General features: G+C 54.4%; 13 protein-coding genes and 1 pseudogene. 5 read left to right on the forward strand and 9 right to left on the reverse strand.

All coding sequences use genetic code 11. The features are described from left to right. Positions 1-18: 18 nt before the first annotated feature. Positions 19-564 (reverse strand): annotated as a pseudogene (locus Hhyl2_RS00005) (IS6 family transposase); the annotation flags it as partial. A gap of 233 nt (positions 565-797) precedes the next feature. On the opposite strand from Hhyl2_RS00005, the gene Hhyl2_RS00010 reads away from it, so the two are divergent. Beyond that, positions 798-1,628, forward strand: coding sequence for a sulfatase-like hydrolase/transferase (locus tag Hhyl2_RS00010; RefSeq protein ID WP_483548660.1), 831 nt, complete (start codon positions 798-800; stop codon positions 1,626-1,628). Here Hhyl2_RS00010 and Hhyl2_RS00015 read toward each other — a convergent pair. Then, on the reverse strand, positions 1,625-2,566 hold the full coding sequence (locus tag Hhyl2_RS00015) for an NAD-dependent epimerase/dehydratase family protein (protein WP_483548661.1): 942 nt from the start codon (positions 2,564-2,566) through the stop codon (positions 1,625-1,627). The two genes, Hhyl2_RS00010 and Hhyl2_RS00015, sit on opposite strands and share 4 nt — an antisense overlap. A 263-nt stretch (positions 2,567-2,829) precedes the next feature. Between Hhyl2_RS00015 and Hhyl2_RS00020 the strand changes: the two genes are divergently transcribed. Continuing rightward, positions 2,830-3,945 carry a glycosyltransferase gene (locus tag Hhyl2_RS00020; protein WP_483548662.1) on the forward strand — a complete coding sequence of 372 codons (1,116 nt, stop codon included), beginning with the start codon at positions 2,830-2,832 and terminating at the stop codon, positions 3,943-3,945. Here Hhyl2_RS00020 and Hhyl2_RS00025 read toward each other — a convergent pair. After that, positions 3,942-5,414: an oligosaccharide flippase family protein gene (locus tag Hhyl2_RS00025; protein ID WP_483548663.1), complete on the reverse strand. Its 1,473-nt coding sequence runs from the start codon at positions 5,412-5,414 to the stop codon at positions 3,942-3,944. The genes Hhyl2_RS00020 and Hhyl2_RS00025 overlap by 4 nt on opposite strands. Before the next feature lie 129 nt (positions 5,415-5,543). On the opposite strand from Hhyl2_RS00025, the gene Hhyl2_RS00030 reads away from it, so the two are divergent. Continuing rightward, a complete protein-coding gene (locus tag Hhyl2_RS00030; RefSeq protein WP_483548664.1) occupies positions 5,544-6,470 on the forward strand; it encodes a glycosyltransferase in 927 nt (308 codons plus the stop codon). Between the two features lie 138 nt (positions 6,471-6,608). On the opposite strand, the gene Hhyl2_RS00035 is transcribed toward Hhyl2_RS00030, so the two are convergent. The 4 genes from Hhyl2_RS00035 to Hhyl2_RS00050 all read right to left on the reverse strand — a co-directional run bounded on the left by Hhyl2_RS00035 (position 6,609) and on the right by Hhyl2_RS00050 (position 13,339). Beyond that, entirely contained in the window at positions 6,609-8,000 is a 1,392-nt protein-coding gene (locus Hhyl2_RS00035; RefSeq protein ID WP_483548665.1) for a sulfatase, read from the reverse strand. 29 nt (positions 8,001-8,029) lie between these two features. Then, positions 8,030-10,987: a LamG-like jellyroll fold domain-containing protein gene (locus Hhyl2_RS00040; RefSeq protein WP_483548666.1), complete on the reverse strand. Its 2,958-nt coding sequence runs from the start codon at positions 10,985-10,987 to the stop codon at positions 8,030-8,032. Between the two features lie 146 nt (positions 10,988-11,133). Beyond that, the gene (locus Hhyl2_RS00045) at positions 11,134-12,294 is read right to left on the reverse strand and encodes a glycosyltransferase family 4 protein (protein ID WP_483548668.1); all 1,161 of its coding nucleotides are present in this window, start codon (positions 12,292-12,294) and stop codon (positions 11,134-11,136) included. Positions 12,295-12,316: 22 nt separating this feature from the next. After that, positions 12,317-13,339 carry a DUF2304 family protein gene (locus Hhyl2_RS00050; RefSeq protein WP_483548669.1) on the reverse strand — a complete coding sequence of 341 codons (1,023 nt, stop codon included), beginning with the start codon at positions 13,337-13,339 and terminating at the stop codon, positions 12,317-12,319. 121 nt (positions 13,340-13,460) lie between these two features. On the opposite strand from Hhyl2_RS00050, the gene Hhyl2_RS00055 reads away from it, so the two are divergent. Next, positions 13,461-14,453 (forward strand): transposase, encoded by a 993-nt coding sequence (locus tag Hhyl2_RS00055; protein ID WP_483548670.1) that lies wholly within the window; start codon positions 13,461-13,463, stop codon positions 14,451-14,453. A gap of 1,486 nt (positions 14,454-15,939) precedes the next feature. Here the strand turns inward: Hhyl2_RS00055 and Hhyl2_RS00060 are convergent. Beyond that, the gene (locus Hhyl2_RS00060; RefSeq protein WP_483548671.1) at positions 15,940-16,083 is read right to left on the reverse strand and encodes a hypothetical protein; all 144 of its coding nucleotides are present in this window, start codon (positions 16,081-16,083) and stop codon (positions 15,940-15,942) included. A gap of 523 nt (positions 16,084-16,606) precedes the next feature. Further along, on the reverse strand, positions 16,607-16,801 hold the full coding sequence (locus Hhyl2_RS00065; protein ID WP_483548672.1) for a hypothetical protein: 195 nt from the start codon (positions 16,799-16,801) through the stop codon (positions 16,607-16,609). 94 nt (positions 16,802-16,895) lie between these two features. Between Hhyl2_RS00065 and Hhyl2_RS00070 the strand changes: the two genes are divergently transcribed. After that, a complete protein-coding gene (locus tag Hhyl2_RS00070) occupies positions 16,896-18,308 on the forward strand; it encodes a DUF58 domain-containing protein (RefSeq protein ID WP_483548673.1) in 1,413 nt (470 codons plus the stop codon). The last annotated feature ends 74 nt before the right edge of the window (positions 18,309-18,382 follow it).

Consider the following 18,382-nt stretch of genomic DNA (forward strand, 5'->3'; position numbering starts at 1 on the left):
AAGACTAGTTGCAAACTAGGATGTTCGTCGTTTTATTTCCCAAAAGACACGTTCGATAGCATTCCGATTTCCATGTGCAAGCGTCTGAAATCGGTAGCCATCTTCAGCCAAAACCGGTCCAAGATAATCAGCATCGTCGACGAGAAATACAACGTCGTCAAGCTGATACCGGCGATGAAGCTCGGTCAGAAACCACCGCGTCGTCTGTTTCGTCGTCGTCGGAAAGAGGCTAAAATGCAGGATTTCGTTCGTTTTAGGATCGACAGCGCCGTACAGCCAAAATTGCTGCCCATGGAAGCCGATCATCTTTTCGTCGACTGCAAGCTGATCCGCAGTCACCGTCAAGATTGGCTGTAAATCAGGTTTGTGAACCCATTCGTGGATCGAGGCATGACTGCGTTGGACTCCCAACTCCTCAAGAAACTGACTGGCATCCCGAAGTGACATACCCGCCAGATGACATCGGATGCCCACTTCAATCGCCCACTCGGGAGTCCGCTGTCGCTCCACAAACGACAAGTCGATCCACTCGATACATCCACTGAGACGGTCGAATTCGGACATAATCACTCAGAACTCGTCCGCCTCATTCTCTAACTTAACGCGACCGAGGAGATATGGTAAAATACTATATCCGGCTACTCCTTGACCCTACAATGGAATTTATCCGACGTACTAAAAAGTTGTTGTCACAGACAGGGACTCGGTTGAAACACCATGGTCCTCGTACTGCTACTGAGTTTGCAGCAGTACATCTCAGATACAATCTGTTACAGCGTCAAATTTTCGGCAGAGACGTGTTCACTGGACGACTCCCTTACGATAGAGACTGGGACCTTCTTGTCGTTCTGGATGCATGTCGTGCGGACCTATTCAACGATGTTGTAAACGATAATGTGTATGCATACGTTGATGACACTGACACGGTTCTTTCAGTTGGTGGAAAATCGGCAGAATGGATGCGAGTAATGTTTGATTCAGAAAATCTCTCTGAGGTCAACGATACGGCTTATGTGACCGCGAACCCACATACTGATATTGTCTTCTCGGAGAAAGCGACAGCGTCAAAAGACGACTTCAAACTTCTTGACGAAGTCTGGAAATACGGGTGGGACGATGACATTGGGACAGTGTTGGCTGAGACCATCACAGATCGAGCGATAGATGTAGGGCGCTCTACCGATGCCTCACGAGTTATCGTTCACTATATGCAACCACACTTCCCTTCAGTTCCGCGTCCAAGTCTCGGCTCAAAAATTGATATAGAAAAAGTCGGAAATACCTGGCCGGACTCAATTTGGGAGCAAGCAATTTACGGAGAGGTTTCGGAATCGGATATCTGGGATGCTTACGTTGCAAACACTGAATACGTAATGGACAGTCTTGAGACACTCCTAACGAATTTTGAGGCAGACGAGACGGTAATTACCGCGGACCACGGTAATGCAGTCGGCGAGAAGGGGTTTTACGGTCATGGAGGATATCCAGTCAGGGAGATACGGGAGGTCCCTTGGTGTCGTGCTTCTGCATCAGACGAAAATACGGTCCAATCAGAGATTAAGAAGGCCGAACAACAGATAGAGGATGACGTACAAACTCGTCTCAAGTCACTTGGATATGTAGATTAAATCGGGATATCCGTCTCCAAATCTACGTTATTCTGATACCACTTCTTGGTGTCATCGATACCGTCGCGTAAGTCGTACTTGGGTTCGTATCCCAATATCTGTCGGGCTTTGGAGATATCTGCAACGTAGCGGCTTACTTCGCCAGTCCGGTTTTCTTCCACGTGAATAGAGGAGTCGCTATCGAGGGAGTCGGTGATGATTTCCGCGAGTTCGATGAGGGATTTTCCCTCCCCGGAGGCGATATTGAACGTAGTACCCTTCGCTTTGTGGAAGTTGTCCAGTATTTTGAGTATCCCAGAGACACAGTCCGAGATATGAGTGAAGTCGAGGACTTTGTCTTCGCCGTAGACGGTAAGATCTCGGTCCTGCGACGCTAGAGCGAGGAACAGTGGTATCACACGGTCCGATACGTCGTACTTTCCGTAGACGTTCGAGAACCGCATAATTGCCATATCGATACCGTAGCACTCACTGTAGGATTTCAGCATAGCTTCGCCAGCGACTTTGCTGGCAGTGTACGGACTCTCGCACTTGTCGATGTACGTGTCTTCTTCGTTATACACCAACTTTCCGCTGTAGTTACCGTACACCTCACGACTACTGCTGAAGAGGACGTTTTCGACGCCGTGCTGGCGCGCATATTCGAGAACGTTGAATGTAGACTGGACGTTCTCGTGAGCGTCCTTCGGGTCCTTTACGAGGTCGTGCACTCTGGCGTTTGCGGCGAGATGGACGATAGTGTTGATTGAGTCCGGAATTTCCCCGAAGAAGGACTCGTCGGTGAGGTCCGCGGTTATACTTACATCCTCGACTTCTCTCGACCACTGGTTCGGTCTACTGTCGATACCAGTTACTTTTTCGTTTTGCTCGAGAAGTTTCTCAGACAGCAATGTTCCAATTGTCCCACTGGAACCAGTGACTAGGATTGGTCCGTCCATTATACGCACTCACTTGCGTTTGAAGTACTTAAAACCGGCGTGAGTCGGTGACAGCGGTTCGAGACCTTCGATGTCCTTGCCGACAGGGAGTAGGGGAGTTAACTTGTCTCCGAAGATGCGGACGGCAACCCTCGAACGAGAGACTACGGCCACGATGTTCGTCGGAACAGATACCGCTGTGCCAGTAGGATTATGTAGTGCGATTTCCGTGAGGACCGGTTGAAGCGACACAACTTTATCTTCCGAATTAAAACACTGCTTAAATGACTAATGTAGAGTCTAAGCGGATTGGCATTTTTCTTCCCGCATTAGTTACAGGCGGGGCCGAGCGAGTGATGATCAATCTCGCTAACGAACTGTCTTCCCGTGGACATGAGGTAAAATTCATCTTGGCACGGATGGAGGGGGACCTTATTTCCGATGTCGATAGCGGGGTGGAACTGGTGAACCTGGATTCCTACGAATTTCCACTCATCCCAACGGTAGGGGCGCTCGGCGACCTGACCCGGTATCTCCGGAAAGACGAACTTGACGTGTTAATATCAAACCTCTCGCATGTGAACCTCATTTCTATTATAGCGCATCGAATTGCGAGGAGCTCAATGGACCTTGTGGTCGTGGAGCAGAATACCATCAGTGCGCAGCAGGCATATAAAACCAAAATAGCGCTCCAAATGGCCAAATTTCTCTACCCGTATGCGGACGAGCGAGTCGGTGTATCGGACGGCGTCTCCGACGATTTATCCACCGCTGCGAACCTTCCTCGCGACAGTATAACAACCATCTACAGCCCTATCGTTTCACAGCAGGTCTACGACTTAGCGGGGGAGTCGGTGGACCATACCTGGTTCGCTGATGACGACATCGAAGTGGTACTGAGCGTAGGGAATCTTCGGAGGCAAAAAATGTATCCGACTCTCGTTCGGGCATTCGACCGCGTTGCGGCCGAGAGAAACGCGCGGCTTCTAATCCTCGGCGAAGGTGGAGACCGTGAGCGAATTGAAAGAGAAGTGGAATCACAAGGACTCGAAGACAAGGTTGAGCTTCCGGGCCAGGTCTCGAACCCGTTCAAGTATATGTCTGAAGCGGATGTGTTCGCACTCTCATCTGGATGGGAAGGGTTACCCACCGTACTGGTCGAAGCACTCGCATGCGGTTGCCCAATTGTCTCGACAGACTGTCCGAGTGGACCGGACGAAATCCTCAACGGTGGAGAGCTCGGGACACTCGTCCCGGTCGGTAACGAATCGGCTCTTGCAGAGGGAATTATCGAGGCGCTAAAAAGAGAGCACGATACAGAGATACTCAGGCGGCGCGGGAAGGACTTTTCCGCTGAAACTGCTGCGAAAAATTACGAAAACCTGTTATTCGAGCGCTAATCGCTCCGATAGCTCGCTACGATATTCCCCAGTTCCGAGAAGGTAACCGCTCCCGTGATAGAGGCGAGACTGACAAATATCAAAAATCCAACCGGCGGGACAATCAATAGCGAGAGGATATCTGACTGGAGATACGATGCGAGTCCGAATATTGGTATTGCCGAACCGAGAGCCGTCGCGAAGATACGACCGGGCCGAAGGTCAAGCAGTGGGTTAAATCCGATTTTGCGAGCCGCGATAATATGGAACAGCAACATCGATCCGTAACCGATACTGGTAGCTACGGCAGCCCCAACCATTCCGAATCTCGGAATCAGGAGTACGTTCAAGCCGAGATTTAGGATTGCTGACGCACCAGTCGCGACAATCAATACACGTAAATCCCCCTTCCCCTGCCCGATTGGGTAGATCTGCCGGATGAGTGCAAACCCAAACACTCCGGGAAGGAGTATCAAAAGTGGCACAACGCTGGCCTGAAATTCAGGGCCATAATACAGTGTCAAGAATGGTTCGGCGAGAGCAGCGAGCCCGATAATAAGCAAGGATAACACTAAGCTAGTGTATCTCGTGGACAAGCTCGATAGGCGCGTAATTTGTTCTGTGTCCCCCTCAGCCCAGAGCTGTGACGACTCTTGAAGAAAGACAGTTTGAATCGCTAATGGAACGAACCAAAGAAACTCACTCACGACCAAGGCAGCCTTGTAGTATCCGGTGATTTCACTCCCCTGAATAGGTTGGAGTAGTAAGATATCGGCGTGGTACATAGACTCCAAAAGTGCTGCGAGGATTATTGATTTAATATTGAAAGACATCATCTTGCTTCGGGATATCTCGGTTTTTTCTGATTTAATCGAAGTTTTGAAATTTATATACTCACGTACGATATAAAACGAAGCGAGTACCATCATGAGTAGACCAGCCAGGCGAGCGGCAAGCAAGCTACTCACTCCGAACCCCTGGAAAACCGCTCCGATGGCTAAAACTCCAAAAATAACTTGAGAAAGGGGCCGAAGCGGGTCTGCGTAATGCTCGAGGTTTAAACCATGGAGGGCGCTTCGGCAAAGAGAGAACAGTTGTCGCCCGAAAATAATCACACTCCCCAAGAGGAAATACACCCGAAACTCCCCGCCGTAAACTCGTGGTAGAATCGGACTGAGTGCAAACAGCCCAACGAGTATCGAGCCGATGAGACCAAGAGAGACACCATAACGGAAATACAGACCAAAAACCTCTGACCGCCACTGAACGGAGTCGGGATTCTCCGCAATGAACTTCCGTAGTCCGTCGAATATACCGCCATCTATGAAAATAAAGACGAGACCGATGAGAGACGTAACGACTGCGTAATCACCGTATTGCGCACTCCCAATCTGATTCACGATTATTGGCGTGGCAATCAACGTAACGAGGATGGCACCTATTTTTGAACCCGCAACGGCGATGACCCCCTGAATAACGCTGCGTGCCATGGATTATGGAAAAGGGTTTGAGCGTAGTGGTATAAAAATGGTAGAAGTGATGTTACGGCGAATCAACCGCTCTCGGCGGATAGCGTTAGTTACAAGCCGGTCAGTATCAGAAGCAACATTTACTGAATGATGGCAGGAGATGACGTTTCAATCATTATTGCGACGAAAGACAGGGAAGCGGATCTCCGGGAGTGTATTGACTCAATCGGGGCACAGACAACTGCTCCAGCAGAGGTAATTATCGTCGACGATGGGGAGTTATCGGAGGAGTACATACAATCACTCCGTCAGAAGTTGGATAGGCAAACGGACCTCGTGCACACGGAATCGGATGGGTCACCCGGTCTTTCTGTCGCGCGAAATACCGGGATACGGCGGGCTGTGTCAGCAATAACCCTTGTTCTGGACGATGACACGAAAATCGGGCCAACGTATCTTGAACAACTTGTCTCGTGGTATCGGGACATCGACGACTCTGACTTCATCGGGGTTGCTGGATACGACGACAGCCAGCGGGACCCGTCACGGGTAGAACTGTTGTTTCGACGAATATTCAATCTGGGAACCGGTCACTGGACGATTAACGGAGTCGGTATGCAGTCGTACGTGGCCAACGACGAGCCAGTGAAGGGACACTGGATGCCAGGATACAATTTTTCACATCGGCGGGATGTAATCCGCGAGCATCCGTTTCCGCAGTACAATGGTGGTCGCGAATCGCTGGAAGACATCGCTGTCGGCTGGGAGCTCAAGCAGGATGGAAAGTACTGTATTATCGACCCAGACTTGCCGATTGAGCATAACGAATCTGTCATCAACGAGTCCGGCTTCGGTGTCGGTGTGAAAAACGGCCGAAACCGCGTTCGGTATTTCAGGACATACGGCGAGAGGTACAGATGGCCACTGTTCTTGTGGGCGATGTTCGGCGTGATATTGCTCCAATTTGCGGTTCCGCTCGTTAATAAGCGGTTCTACTATCATTGGACGAAGTCACTTGGAATAATGACCGGGATGATAAGACAGATTCTCGCCGGTGAGGAGAAACCGGTGTACTGACGTCAGTTCGGCCAGCTGTCGGTGAATACTGTGGTTAGAACGGATAACAGTAGAAGAGATTCCGTAGGCATATATGTCGGTATCCAGTGACGATACCGGTACGGGAGAGTGACAGAGCAATAGCGCAGACGGTGCGAGTTATAGATATCCCAATTCGCTCAGACGTTCCTCAGTTTCCTCGTCGACCCCCTGCTCCGAACGGGGTGCGACAGCATCTGTCGAACGATACCAGTTCTGGAACAGTTCACGGAAGCGATCTTTAAGAGCCTCGTTTGTGTCCCCGATGTCTGTATCTTCAGCCTGTACGTCAAACAGTTTCTCACCACCGTTGAGCAACCGTACCAATTGTAACGCCATCGCCCGGGTCGGAAACAACCGGAGGTTCTGCCACGACGGCCGGTCGCCGGTCAGTCGCACGTACTTGTGGTTCTCGTCTCGTACGGAGTGATATCGGACATCTCCGCCGATGACAGAACTCGTGGAGTAGACATAGTCGTTGACAGTCTCGCCGTCAAGTGTGGGGAGTAGCGACTGTCCCTGGGCGCTCCCCCACGTCTCATCTAGAGCCACGTCGACGACTGTCGGGCCCACGTCGACGTTCTGTGCGAGCGCGTCGACGCGTTCGCCCGCGTGGGCCTGCTCCGGAAGCTTCAGCACGAGGGGCACGTGCAGGAGTTCGTCGTAGGGCAGTACTGCCTGGTGTCCGAGCCAGCCCTGTGGCTCAAACAGACGGCGCTGTTTCCGAATCGAACCCGGGACCACCGTCTCCAGTAGGCGACGGGTGATCCCATCGACGTGTTCGAGTCGCGCGTGTTCGTCGAACAGTTCCCCGTGATCCGACAAGAGGGCCAAGAGCGTTTCGTCGTAGATGTCGTTCTCCCGCAGCACTTGGAGGATACGGCCGAACTGTGCGTCGTTGTAGTGAATTGTGTTGTCGTAGAGATCACGAACTGCCTGGGCCTGGGCCGAGTCGGCGTCCTTCAGTGAGGGAATCGAACCAAGTTCTTGCTCATCCGGGTCGGCGAATCTGTTATGTGCCGGCGTCTGGTACGGGGTGTGTGTCCCGCTCGACCAGACAAACAGGAAGAAATCCCGGTCCGCGTTGGTGTCGAGCCACTCAACGACCTGGTCAGTCACCACTTCCGGCGCCCGCGAGTCAGTGGGCGACTCCGTCTCGAACAGGGTGATGAACTCGTCGAACCCCTCGTCGTAGCCGCCCTGTTGGCTGACGGTGGCCATCGTCGAAATCGCACAGGTGTGGATGCCCGCGTCCTGGAACGGTGTCGCCATCGTCTCCGCACCATCCGCCAGGCGGTCCTGCCAAGACAGCCGCCCGTGGCTCTCGGGGTATCGGCCAGTGAGGATAGCGCCCGAAGACGGCGTCGTCCAGATCGCCTGCGAGAATGCCTGCTCGAAGACGACGCCTTCCGAAGCGACAGCGTCGATGTTTGGGGTTGTCTGTCTCGTGTGGCCGAACGAAGAGACGTGATCCGCTCGCAGACTGTCGAAGACGAAGACGATAGCTTTCATACAGACGTAATATACTTTTATAGAGTGGCTTACTCGCTCTTTGTGGTTTCGTTTTCACCTTTCGGGCTCCCAAAGCTGACTGAATCGACGGTGCCAGTGAAGGAGTTGTCGCCTATCCGTTCTGCCCCGATGACAAGTGACGAGTCCACGGCCGGATCTCCGGCAATAGATGCGGAGTCGACAGTCTCGCCGTCGACTGTCAACTCGGCCCGGGACCCGTCCCAGACAACCGAAACGCGATACCACGTGCCGTCCGTCACTGGCGGTCCCCGGAGGATCTCAGTCTCCTGGTCCGTCCCGACGACAGCCCTGATTTCCCCGTCAACAATGGCCAGTTCGTAGCCGCGTTTCTCGTTCAACGGTGCCTTCGGGGCGTGAGACACTAGCCGGGGCGTGAACGAACTGTAATCCACAGACTCGTTGGCTCTGAACCGAATAGCAAGTTCGAATCCGTCGGTGCCGTTTAATGCGCCCGCCCGGTGAACCTCGACAGAATCACCCTCGTCGAATCGGAGGCCGGACCCAGTATCGTGGGTCGTCCACTCCGCGCCGGTGATGACACCATGGTTCCCACCCTCTGTGTCGAACGCAACATCTCCGGTGCCGGCATTGAACGGCCAGTTGGCCTGTGGCCGGTGGTCCGTGACAAAGTACCCCTCCTGAACGTCACGCTCTGTAACGGAAACATCCTTTGGGCCGGTGTATGATCCCGGATATGGGACCGTCACGGAATAAAAGCCGTTCTCAGTCGGGCGACTGCGGGCCTCAAACTTGAACATCTGGTCGGGATGCGATACCTGCGTCGTGTAGTTCACCGTGTGGTTGGCCGGGGCGCGGCCCACGATTCGGGCGCCTGGTACCAGAGCAAACGTCCGTACCGAATCCCGCTCTGCACCCGAGATGGCTCGGTAGTGTCCGACATTATCTGTCTCGTCAGTTGCGCTGCCGTAGTTCCGAAACAGTCGGTTGTACAGTGCTTCTGAGTCGTTAATACCCATCTCCACTGTCAATACCACAAATCCGACGCGACCCGCCAGCTCATCGTAGGTACCAGCGGGGTCACGGCTGGTGATAACGGCACTATATCTCTCACGGGCGAACCTGTAGCGTTGGTACTCGTCGTGGACCAGATAATTGTACATACGGTTCTGCCCCCACTGGCTGAGGACATAGTTCTCCGGATACTCCAGCCCGTGTTCGACGGCGTACTGTTCCATCTGGACCCCCGCATGATAGGCGTCATTGCCGACAGATATCTGGCTCTGCTTGACCGGTGTCTGAACGATACCTATCCCTGACACTAAAAGAAACAGTAGTATCCAAGAGAGTGCGACACGCGGCTCAGGGAGGACCAGTGTAGGTGCTCGACGCTCCACGTTCGTGCCGCCGATGAACGTCACCGGTTCTGCGAGATCAACCCTATTGGCGAGAATCAGGAACCCGAGGCTCCCGAAGAGCGTCATGAATATGGAGAGCTGGCCGAGAAATCGAATCCGAACCAGCGAGAAGAAGAAAAAGTACCATCCGAACACGACAGGGGCAAGCCAGCGGGCGTCAGCCCACTTGGGGAGTCTAGCAGTGATATAACCAAGAATTGGCAGGGCCAGAAAAAAGACGAGCCCGACGAGTAGAATGGGCCCGAAGATGCTACCTAAGCCGTGTGAGAAGACACTCGCGTTCTCTGCGATACCCTTCGATTCTAGCAGCAGAAGAGCTTGGCTTACGCCGTTAGCAATCGGGGGGACTAGATTATAGAGAGCAGTTGCCCCTGCAAACCCTACCACCAGTAATCCAGCCCCGGTGGCGCGAGCAGAGACACCGTACCGGGTGGCCCCTTCGGACAGTAGTGCCACCGACAGGCCACCACCAAGCAGAAGAGCAGGAGTGACCGTCCGCAACGGTTGTACGAGTCCAAACTGAGTTCTAAATCCAGCGATCATGGCAGCCGCAAGCGCGAATCCGACAAGCAAGGGAGCGGTTGATTTGAGAGGCGACCGGTCGCGTTGAACAGCAGTGAGAGTAAGGAGGGTGAGATAGGGAACCAACGGCAACAACATTAGTGGCGCACCCCGCCAAGAGAGCAGCTGTGCGACGATAGTGATTGCAAGTAGAACTGAGTACCCAAGCGGGAACTCAGAAATGTCGCCTGTTTCGGATGTATGAAAGTGGATGGCAAGTTTGACCAAGCAAAAGATGAGTGCGGAAAGGATGGCGTAATCCAACGCGTGGTGGTCTGTAAATCCCACACTGGACCGGTATGCGTGGTACGGAATTACCGCTAGAAGAGCTATTGCGACGTACCCAGTGCGGCGGTCGTCTGTGAGCAGGATCGCGGCCCGGTAAACGAACAACGCGGTCACCAAGGCAGCTAGAACTGGATACCACGCCAACAGCAATCGAGCAGTCTGTGTTGCCCCACCCAGAAGCGACGTTATCCACCAGATCCCTATGATGAGTAACGGATCGCGTCGGCGAACCGGGGCTGGTAATTCGGACAGCCCCCCGATATCGAACGCAGGATATGTCCCAAGCAGTTGCTCGATCCAGTACAAATAAAAGTAGGAATCGTTTCCCAGCAGTACAACGGCTTGGTCCCTGAACACGCTTCCATACGTGAGCGCCCGCATTAGTACTACAAAGAGAGAGAGTCCGACAAGGACGCCAATATGTCTCCGCGAGAGAACGTCGAGTTTCACCCGGTACGATGCCACGTACTCTCGGACGGTAAGCGACCCGTTTGTAGTCCGGGTAGGCTCAGTGTCGGTGACGGCGCGCCTGACCGCTTCGGGGTCGGTCAGCCGGTACGATTCCCCATCTTTCTCTGCGACTCCTCGGGCGACAAGTTCACCAAACCGGCCGGAGTCAAGCGAGGTGTCGCTGAAATCCCACGGCCCCTGCTCGTCCAGAGAGAGAAGTTCCAGAAGATGGTCTTCGAGACCGGGGTACTCCGTAAGGAGTTCTTCGACATTCTCGCGTGCGTCATCCATATTCGTATGCGGAGATAGCGGACTACAAAAAAGTATCGTCACTGAAATATGTCTTGTCCGGTTGTATTGAAAATCAGCACCTATTCATCAGCGTTCTCGAATTATTTCAAGACCATCAAGAGCAGAAGAGGGGCTGTCAAGTATATCTATGTTGAAGCAGCGACAGTTGACTCCAGAAGCAATTCGGTTTCTTCTGCGACTACTGCCCACGAGAATTCTTTCGCGTCCGCCCGGTTGCGTGATCGAATTGACTCAATGGTGTCCCGGTCGGCAAGGAGGGTCTTAATTGCGTCAGCGAAAGCCGAGGGGCTGTCGGAGACGAGCTTCCCGTTCTCCGGACTGTCGAAGAAGTCAGCATACACCGGCAGTTCTCGAGCGACTACGGGGAGCCCTGCAGACATCGCCTCCAGCAGGACGATTCCGAATCCTTCCTGTTTCGAAGCGAAGACGAACAGGTCGGCCTCATTTAACAGCTCAATCTTCCGGTGTTCGCTGACATATCCATGGAAAGTGACAGCATCTTCAATACCGAGGTCTGAGGATAGTTCACGGAGATCACTCTCCATGGGCCCTTTACCTGCTAAATCAAGATGGACAGCTTCGCCCCGGTCCCGAAGTGTCGCCACGGCCCTGAGGAGCAGACCCTGATTTTTCCGTTTCGTTAATCGGCCTAGTGTGAACAGACGGCCGGGTGTGCGGTTGGTTGTCTCAATCTGGTAGTCATCGTACCTAACACCGTTCGGTATGACACACAGCCGGTTGGAATCGAATCCCGAGTTGACGAACTGTTGTTTGATGTGGCTAGATGGGACAACAATAGCCCGATAATCAAAGTTACGCACGAACGTCTGGAGACCCAGCAAGATAGTAGCAGTCAACGGGTCGTACATTTTATATGACTTTCTGTCGAAAAACTCGTGTTGTACGGCGACAATCGGGACTGAACAGAGTTTGGCAACAGCAATCGCCAGTGTTGGGTATGGGGCCATATTTTCAACAATGATGTCGACATCGTGGCGGACAACAAGCGAAAGCAAAATTGGGAAGCTAAAGAACGGAAAGAGGTAGCGTGTCAGGAAAAACGATAGAGTCTCGAACCGAAAGGCAGCCTCAGGAATAATGGAAACATGCCGAATCTGGCGACTATCCCTGTCGGACCATTTTGATAGCTCTGGTGCAGTCTTACCTGTGATGACGATAACATCATGACCCCGGTCGGCCAACCGTTTCGTGACGGCATCGGCGCGCTCCTCCCCGCCACCGCCCCCCGCAAGTGGTGACGCCTTGATTGTATAAATTATATTCATAGATATATCTGAAATGTAGAAGTTAGCGTATCCATGTTACAACGATGGTCCGTAACAGTCCAAGAGCGTATCCAACTTGTGGCTTCTTTGTTTCACCTGCCTGTCGCTCCTCAATAGTAATTGGTATTTCTTTAACACGAAGATCGTTCTTCCGTGCCTCAATAATCAGTTCTGGTGCACTGAACCGTTCCTCCGTCAGACGAAGCTTCGATAGCTCTGACCCACGAATTGCCCTATAGCCGTTTGTACAATCGGTTATTTCAGACTTTGTCAATATATTGATTAGGAAAGTAAAAGCATGTATGCCGGACTGACGGGCGAACCCATTATCCGTATCATCCACACCCTTGTGGCGAGATCCCATCACATAATCAGCGTCACCACGTATGATTGGTTCAACCAAGCGTTCTAGCTCTTTTGCCGGGTGTTGTCCATCAGCGTCCATAGTAACCACAATGTCTGCTCCGTTCTCCTGTGCAATCTTGAACCCGGTCTGGAGGGCACCGCCCTGACCCTGATTGATTGCATGCTCAACAACAACGGTGTTCCCAACCTGTGCTTGAGTCGCCGTATCATCCGCTGAGCCGTCAGAGACTACGATTGCACAGATTTCATATCCTGATACCCTTTTTGGTAGCGATTTGATTACGGACTTGATAGTGTCTGCTTCGTTGTATGCCGGAATGACGATATTGATGCTCTTATGACCACCATCAGTCACCGTTGCTTGGTCAACCGACAACGTTCTAGTTAGTCTAGATATCATCTTCTTATTGTTTCGAATAGAAGTTATGAGATAGAGGATGATAACAAGAAGTCCGATGTTCGCAAACAGCGATATCGCGATGGGACGCCGCTGGATATTGAAAAAACTCCCTAGAGAATCGTACACTACCGGGGCAAGGACTATCAGTAAGAGTCCGCCTGCAATCAGAAACGAAAACACTAGATCAACTTTGGCGAACCGGGTCCGGTACCGCTCAAATCCCCAGAGTAGCACACCAGCGGCAACAAGTAATATCAATCCCGAAAATGTTAAGTCCATACTTGATAGCATGAATTGCGAGTTGTTTGACTGATTCGGTTAAGGGGTTATAATTCTATCTTTTTGAGAGGGTGTCATAGAACGAGTAGCACACCAAAGAGCAGGGTGAACGCTGAGGTGGATGAGTTCAGCGACCCTGCAAGATGATCCTTCGGTAGAGTCGTTCTTCAATGTCGCGGAAACCGAGACGCTAGCGTTGTTTGAGCATCTCTCCTTTGAGTTTCTCGAAGAGTTCGACGTGTTCGCCCCGGCGCAGACGGGGCGAACACGAGATCACGAACCACCAGAGCTGATGCGTGGCTTCCTCCATTGCTACTACCACGACATCTACGGCATTCGTCCCGTTGAGCGAGAGCTTCGGAACACGGTCGTTTGGCTGAGCTGTGGGTTCGATCGACCGCCGTCGAGAGACGCGGTCGATCGCTTTCTCACCGACCTCGAACACGTCGTCGACGAGGTCTTCGACCGACTCGTCGAGCAGGCCGCCCGGCGCGGCCTGCTCGATGTGACCTACTGTATCGATTCAACTGACGTGAGAGCGATGCCCGCCGATCAAGACGCGTCGAAGTGCTACGATCCAACCGACGACGAGTACTACTACGGCTACGGTTGCACGATCGTCTCGACCGGGCAAAAGATCCCGATTGCAGCCGAGTTCACAGAGAGTAAGCAAGCACCAGAGGAGACGGCGATGCGCGTCACACGTGACGCGCTCGCCGTCGCCAAGCCGATCTGGATGGTCGGTGACAGCGCCTACGACACGCTCGACTGGCACGACCACCTGCTGGCCGCAGGGGTCGTGCCAGTCGCCCCGTACAACGCACGAAACACTGACGACCCGAAAGACATCGAGTACAGGGTCGAAGACCGCATCGAACAACACAGCGAGGACGTTCAGCTGAAGCAGTCCACGTTGGATGAGACGTACAACCGCCGTACTGGAGTCGAACGAACCAACGAATCAGTGAAGGACTGCGGCCTCGGGCGAACGCACGCCCGAGGCCGCGTCCATGCACGAGCACAGGTCTTCCTCGCTCTGTGCCTTCGCCTCGTTGTCGCAATCACCAACTACGAACGCGGAGACAATCCGGGAAGCACGATCATCACGGTGTGACAAGAGTTCTATGACACCCTCTTTTTGATTCTATTGGTCCATGGTTAGTATGGGTTTCTGCCTACAGCGATATCTTCTATTTTAAATTGTGATATTTATTTTAATAATATTGCCTACATATTAAAATTAATATTTTATAATAAATGGGTAGACTAGTAATTATACAGCAATCAGAGATGGAACGGAATATTTGCTACAAAATTGATTTACTATCTCAAAATTGCTCGGTTGATATGAACTGGTCATGACTAACATTGTTCACGGTATGGGGCGGTGATAACACCGAATCGATCTCGGCGAGGGTCGTTTCAACGACAACAGCTGACACCGACCCATCTCCGGATAATCGTGCCTGCTCGTATAGTTCCGTCGCCCACTGGAGTGTCTCCCGGGTCGTCTGGTCGATATCATCGTCGGCATACTCCTGATAGAACTACCACGTAGTCTGGCCCGGAGTCCGCCCGATATCGGCACTGAGCTGCTACCGGAGGACAACATAACCAACTCTCGCGGCTGCCGCAGACTGCTGTACGTCGAGATAGCCGCGGGCAGTGTTCGAGCAGCGAGACTCTGTTCCCACGCGAGTCGATGTAGACGGCCGGTTCGGGGACACATTCCCAGCACCCAGAAGGCAGTTTCCTGCCGATGACGGCGATACCGGCGAGTACCACGACTAACCCCGGCACAACCCACAGACGAGCCCCCAGTGGAGCGTCGGGAGAATAACAGTCGCCCCAGTCCGTGCGCTCTGGGGGTTCGTCGCACTCCCGTCGTAGCGGAACTCGATTCCTATCGGGAGTGAAGACTCGAACACACCAGTTGACCCGACGCTCAGGGGGCAGTCAACGTCGTCTCGAAGGTTCCGTTGGGGCCCGTCGAAACCATCTATAGGGTCGTACAGTTGGCCGCCGTGGAGATGTCCTGATCGATGACCGACTGGCCGCTGTCGGTCAGGAGCGATCCGAATACCCTGATGGACCGGTCTGTTACGGGACTGCGTTCACATTGAGCGTCTTTGCCGTCTCCTGCAGGTCGATTGTCTTGGTCCGGTTCGCGCTCAGAAGTGCCTACCCGTCGAGGGACACGTCGACGCGGACCGGTCGGTCCCCTCCGAAACGGATGCGGGGACTGCCACAGTCGAGTTGTACGTCCCGTTCCTGTCGGTGGTTCCGGTCGCCAGTACCCGCCCGTCGAGCGAGATGGGATAGGGAATCCCGGCCGCACCGCCTGTTCAGCCCCGATGCGCCCCGAAACCGCCATCGTGTCACTGTATCGGACCGGCATCGGTGTCGCGTCGACGCTCATGTTCGGTCGGACGGGTTCGATACAGGTCGGGACGGTCCGCTGGGCACCGAGGTAGACTGATTCGTTTTCGGGGCGATACCTGACCGTGAGGTTCAACATGTTCGCGGCGACCGTCGTCGCCCGGTAGTTTAGGTCGAAGTGCCCGGTATCGGACAGTTGGTTCGAATCGTCTGGTTGCCGACTATGAACCGAACGGAGCGGTGAACACGGTACCGCCCGACGCCGTCGTCAACCGCTCCTCGATACCGAGCGGGGGCTGGAACGAGGCCCGTGTCCCGTTGGCCTCGATAGTAAGATTCTTGCCGACGAACTGGCCGTCACGCATGTCCTGCTGCGCCGCTTCGATCTCCCGACTGACGAGTTGACGCTGGGCAGTGACGCCGTGACGTTCTTGTCTGTCCTGTTGGCAAGCTCGCGCTGGGAGCGGACGAAAGACACATGACTTTCGTTGACCGTCTCCCACTCCCGTTCGAGATCGCGTGCCAGTGCCCGTTCGTCCGGGTCCGTCAAATTGAGTCTGGTGTTCAGCAGTTCAGGCGTGATACTGTCGTTGTGGAGGTCCGCTTGGAGCATGTGTGTCTGCAAGTACGTTTCGGCAACAGCAAACCTGAATAGCTCGTATGTCTCCCAGTAAGCCTCGACAGCGGGCAAAAGCGCTATCTGGTCGTGCGTACACGCTGGAACGCAAGCGCCCGTTCGCAATTGCCCGTCTCGGCGGCTTCGCCGTATTCGTCCAGCAGCGGCGAGTACTCGGAGTTGTTGAATGTCTCACGGGTCTGCTGGGCGTTCTCGCGGCTGATGTTCAGCGAACCACCTCTAGCTCGCGAAGCCAGCCGCTCGGCCAGCTTTCATTTGAGCGCGCTCAGGTCGCGCCCATCGTCGACGCTGTCGGGCTCAGCGTGGGCGCCCGAATCGCCGTCGACTCTACCGACAGCGGCACCAAGCACGACCGTCCCGAACACCGTGCCGGTGACGACGAGGAGGATACTCACAGCGACAAAGCCAAACAGGACACGGCTGCCGCCAGGGTCAGTTCCTCTCACGACAGGAAATCGGCCGGAGCGGTATAGACCCTATTTTCTTCCATCAAAAGTCAGACCGCTACCTTCAATTGCGGACCGCTGTTGGCAACGAGCAATGGAGATCACGCGGCGATTCACCGCGCTCGCGGGGACCGGACTCACGCTGGCAGCGCTGGCGCTATTGTTCGAACGTCCGGTGTTGCTCGTCGGATCGGCCGGTATCGGTGCTATCCTGCTGGCTGCCAAGCTGCTGTTCGTCGGTCGGCTTCGACAGCTCGAAGCGAGTCTCGCCGTCAACCTCTCGGTGCCACGGACGACCCTAACAGCCAATGAGACGACCTCAGTCACGCTCAGCGGTGCGGGGGCCGAGACACTGTTAGGAGTTACTGTAACGGCGACGGTGCCGGCCAGCGCTGAGGGTCCCGACGAGAACGCTCTGCAAATCGAAATTGACGGCCTCGAGCCAACCACGACGACCTTCGATACCAAGTGGCCGGTCGTCGGCCGGGCACGGTTCGACGAACCGACAGTGCGTGTGGCCGACCCGTACGGCCTGTTTAGCGAATCGTTCACGCGAGGCCCGGCTCCCGAGATCCGCATCGAACCACACGTCACGCGGACGCTCCACGTCGGGCAGGGCGGCGAACAGGCGGTCGCGACGTTCGGCGAACACGCGACCGGCGAACTCGGCGAGGGACTGGACCCAGCCGAACTCCGCCAGTACGTCGCCGGCGACTCTGCTGGAGACATCGACTGGAAAGCAACGGCCCGGCTCAACGAACCGTACGTCCGGGAACACGAGGTCGAGACCGACCGGCAGACAGTGCTGCTGATTGACCACCGCGAGCGGTTCGGCGAGGGGCCACCGGGTGAGACAAAACTCGATTATCTCAGGGAGGTGGCTCTGGCGCTCGCGGCACAGGCCAACGAGTACGGTGACCCACTCGGACTCTACACCGTCGACGGCGCAGGATTGAACACGGAGTTCGCGCCGTCGATGGACACGAACCAGTATCGAACAATCCAAGATACCCTATACGACCTGCGTGCGAAGACGGACGAACCAACCAGCGAGCGGACAGTCACTCGAGGACCGGGTGACGTACAGCGAGCGGAAGCACAGTTATCAGGAGACGGCTCCGCGTTCGGACAGACGCTCCGCCCGTTCTTCCGAGACACTGGCGGGCACGTCAAACGCATCGAGGGCGACAGCATGTTCAAGACGGTCGAGACGTACCTCTCTCGGTTGGATGGGACATCGTGGATACTGCTGTTTTCCGACGACCGAGACAAGACTGCGCTGCGTGAGACGGTCAAGTTGGCCCGAAGCGACGGCGACCACGTCGTCGTCTTCCTCACGCCAGACATTCTGTTCGAACCGGGTGGACTGGCAGACCTCGGCGACGCCTACGAGCGCTACGTCGAGTTCGAGACGTTCCGGAAGGAGTTGGCGGCGCTGGATCGAGTCACCGCCTTCGAGGTCGGTCCCGGTGACCGACTCGATGCCGTGCTGTCTGCCAGTCGCTGATCGGGAACTGTCCACGTCTCTGAGCATGACCAGCGGCAGAGACTCAGAACAAGGTATATTCGAAGAACCGACCG

The organism is Haloarcula sp. H-hyl2 (assembly GCF_056934385.1).

Coding starts and splice junctions, on each gene's coding strand:
- Hhyl2_RS00015 (WP_483548661.1), bottom strand. CDS start 2,566: ATGGACGGACCAATCCTAGTCACTGGTTCCAGTGGGACAATTGGAACA.
- Hhyl2_RS00020 (WP_483548662.1), top strand. CDS start 2,830: ATGACTAATGTAGAGTCTAAGCGGATTGGCATTTTTCTTCCCGCATTA.
- Hhyl2_RS00025 (WP_483548663.1), bottom strand. CDS start 5,414: ATGGCACGCAGCGTTATTCAGGGGGTCATCGCCGTTGCGGGTTCAAAA.
- Hhyl2_RS00030 (WP_483548664.1), top strand. CDS start 5,544: ATGGCAGGAGATGACGTTTCAATCATTATTGCGACGAAAGACAGGGAA.
- Hhyl2_RS00035 (WP_483548665.1), bottom strand. CDS start 8,000: ATGAAAGCTATCGTCTTCGTCTTCGACAGTCTGCGAGCGGATCACGTC.
- Hhyl2_RS00040 (WP_483548666.1), bottom strand. CDS start 10,987: ATGGATGACGCACGCGAGAATGTCGAAGAACTCCTTACGGAGTACCCC.
- Hhyl2_RS00045 (WP_483548668.1), bottom strand. CDS start 12,294: ATGAATATAATTTATACAATCAAGGCGTCACCACTTGCGGGGGGCGGT.
- Hhyl2_RS00050 (WP_483548669.1), bottom strand. CDS start 13,339: ATGGACTTAACATTTTCGGGATTGATATTACTTGTTGCCGCTGGTGTG.
- Hhyl2_RS00055 (WP_483548670.1), top strand. CDS start 13,461: ATGAGTTCAGCGACCCTGCAAGATGATCCTTCGGTAGAGTCGTTCTTC.
- Hhyl2_RS00060 (WP_483548671.1), bottom strand. CDS start 16,083: ATGCGTGACGGCCAGTTCGTCGGCAAGAATCTTACTATCGAGGCCAAC.
- Hhyl2_RS00070 (WP_483548673.1), top strand. CDS start 16,896: ATGGAGATCACGCGGCGATTCACCGCGCTCGCGGGGACCGGACTCACG.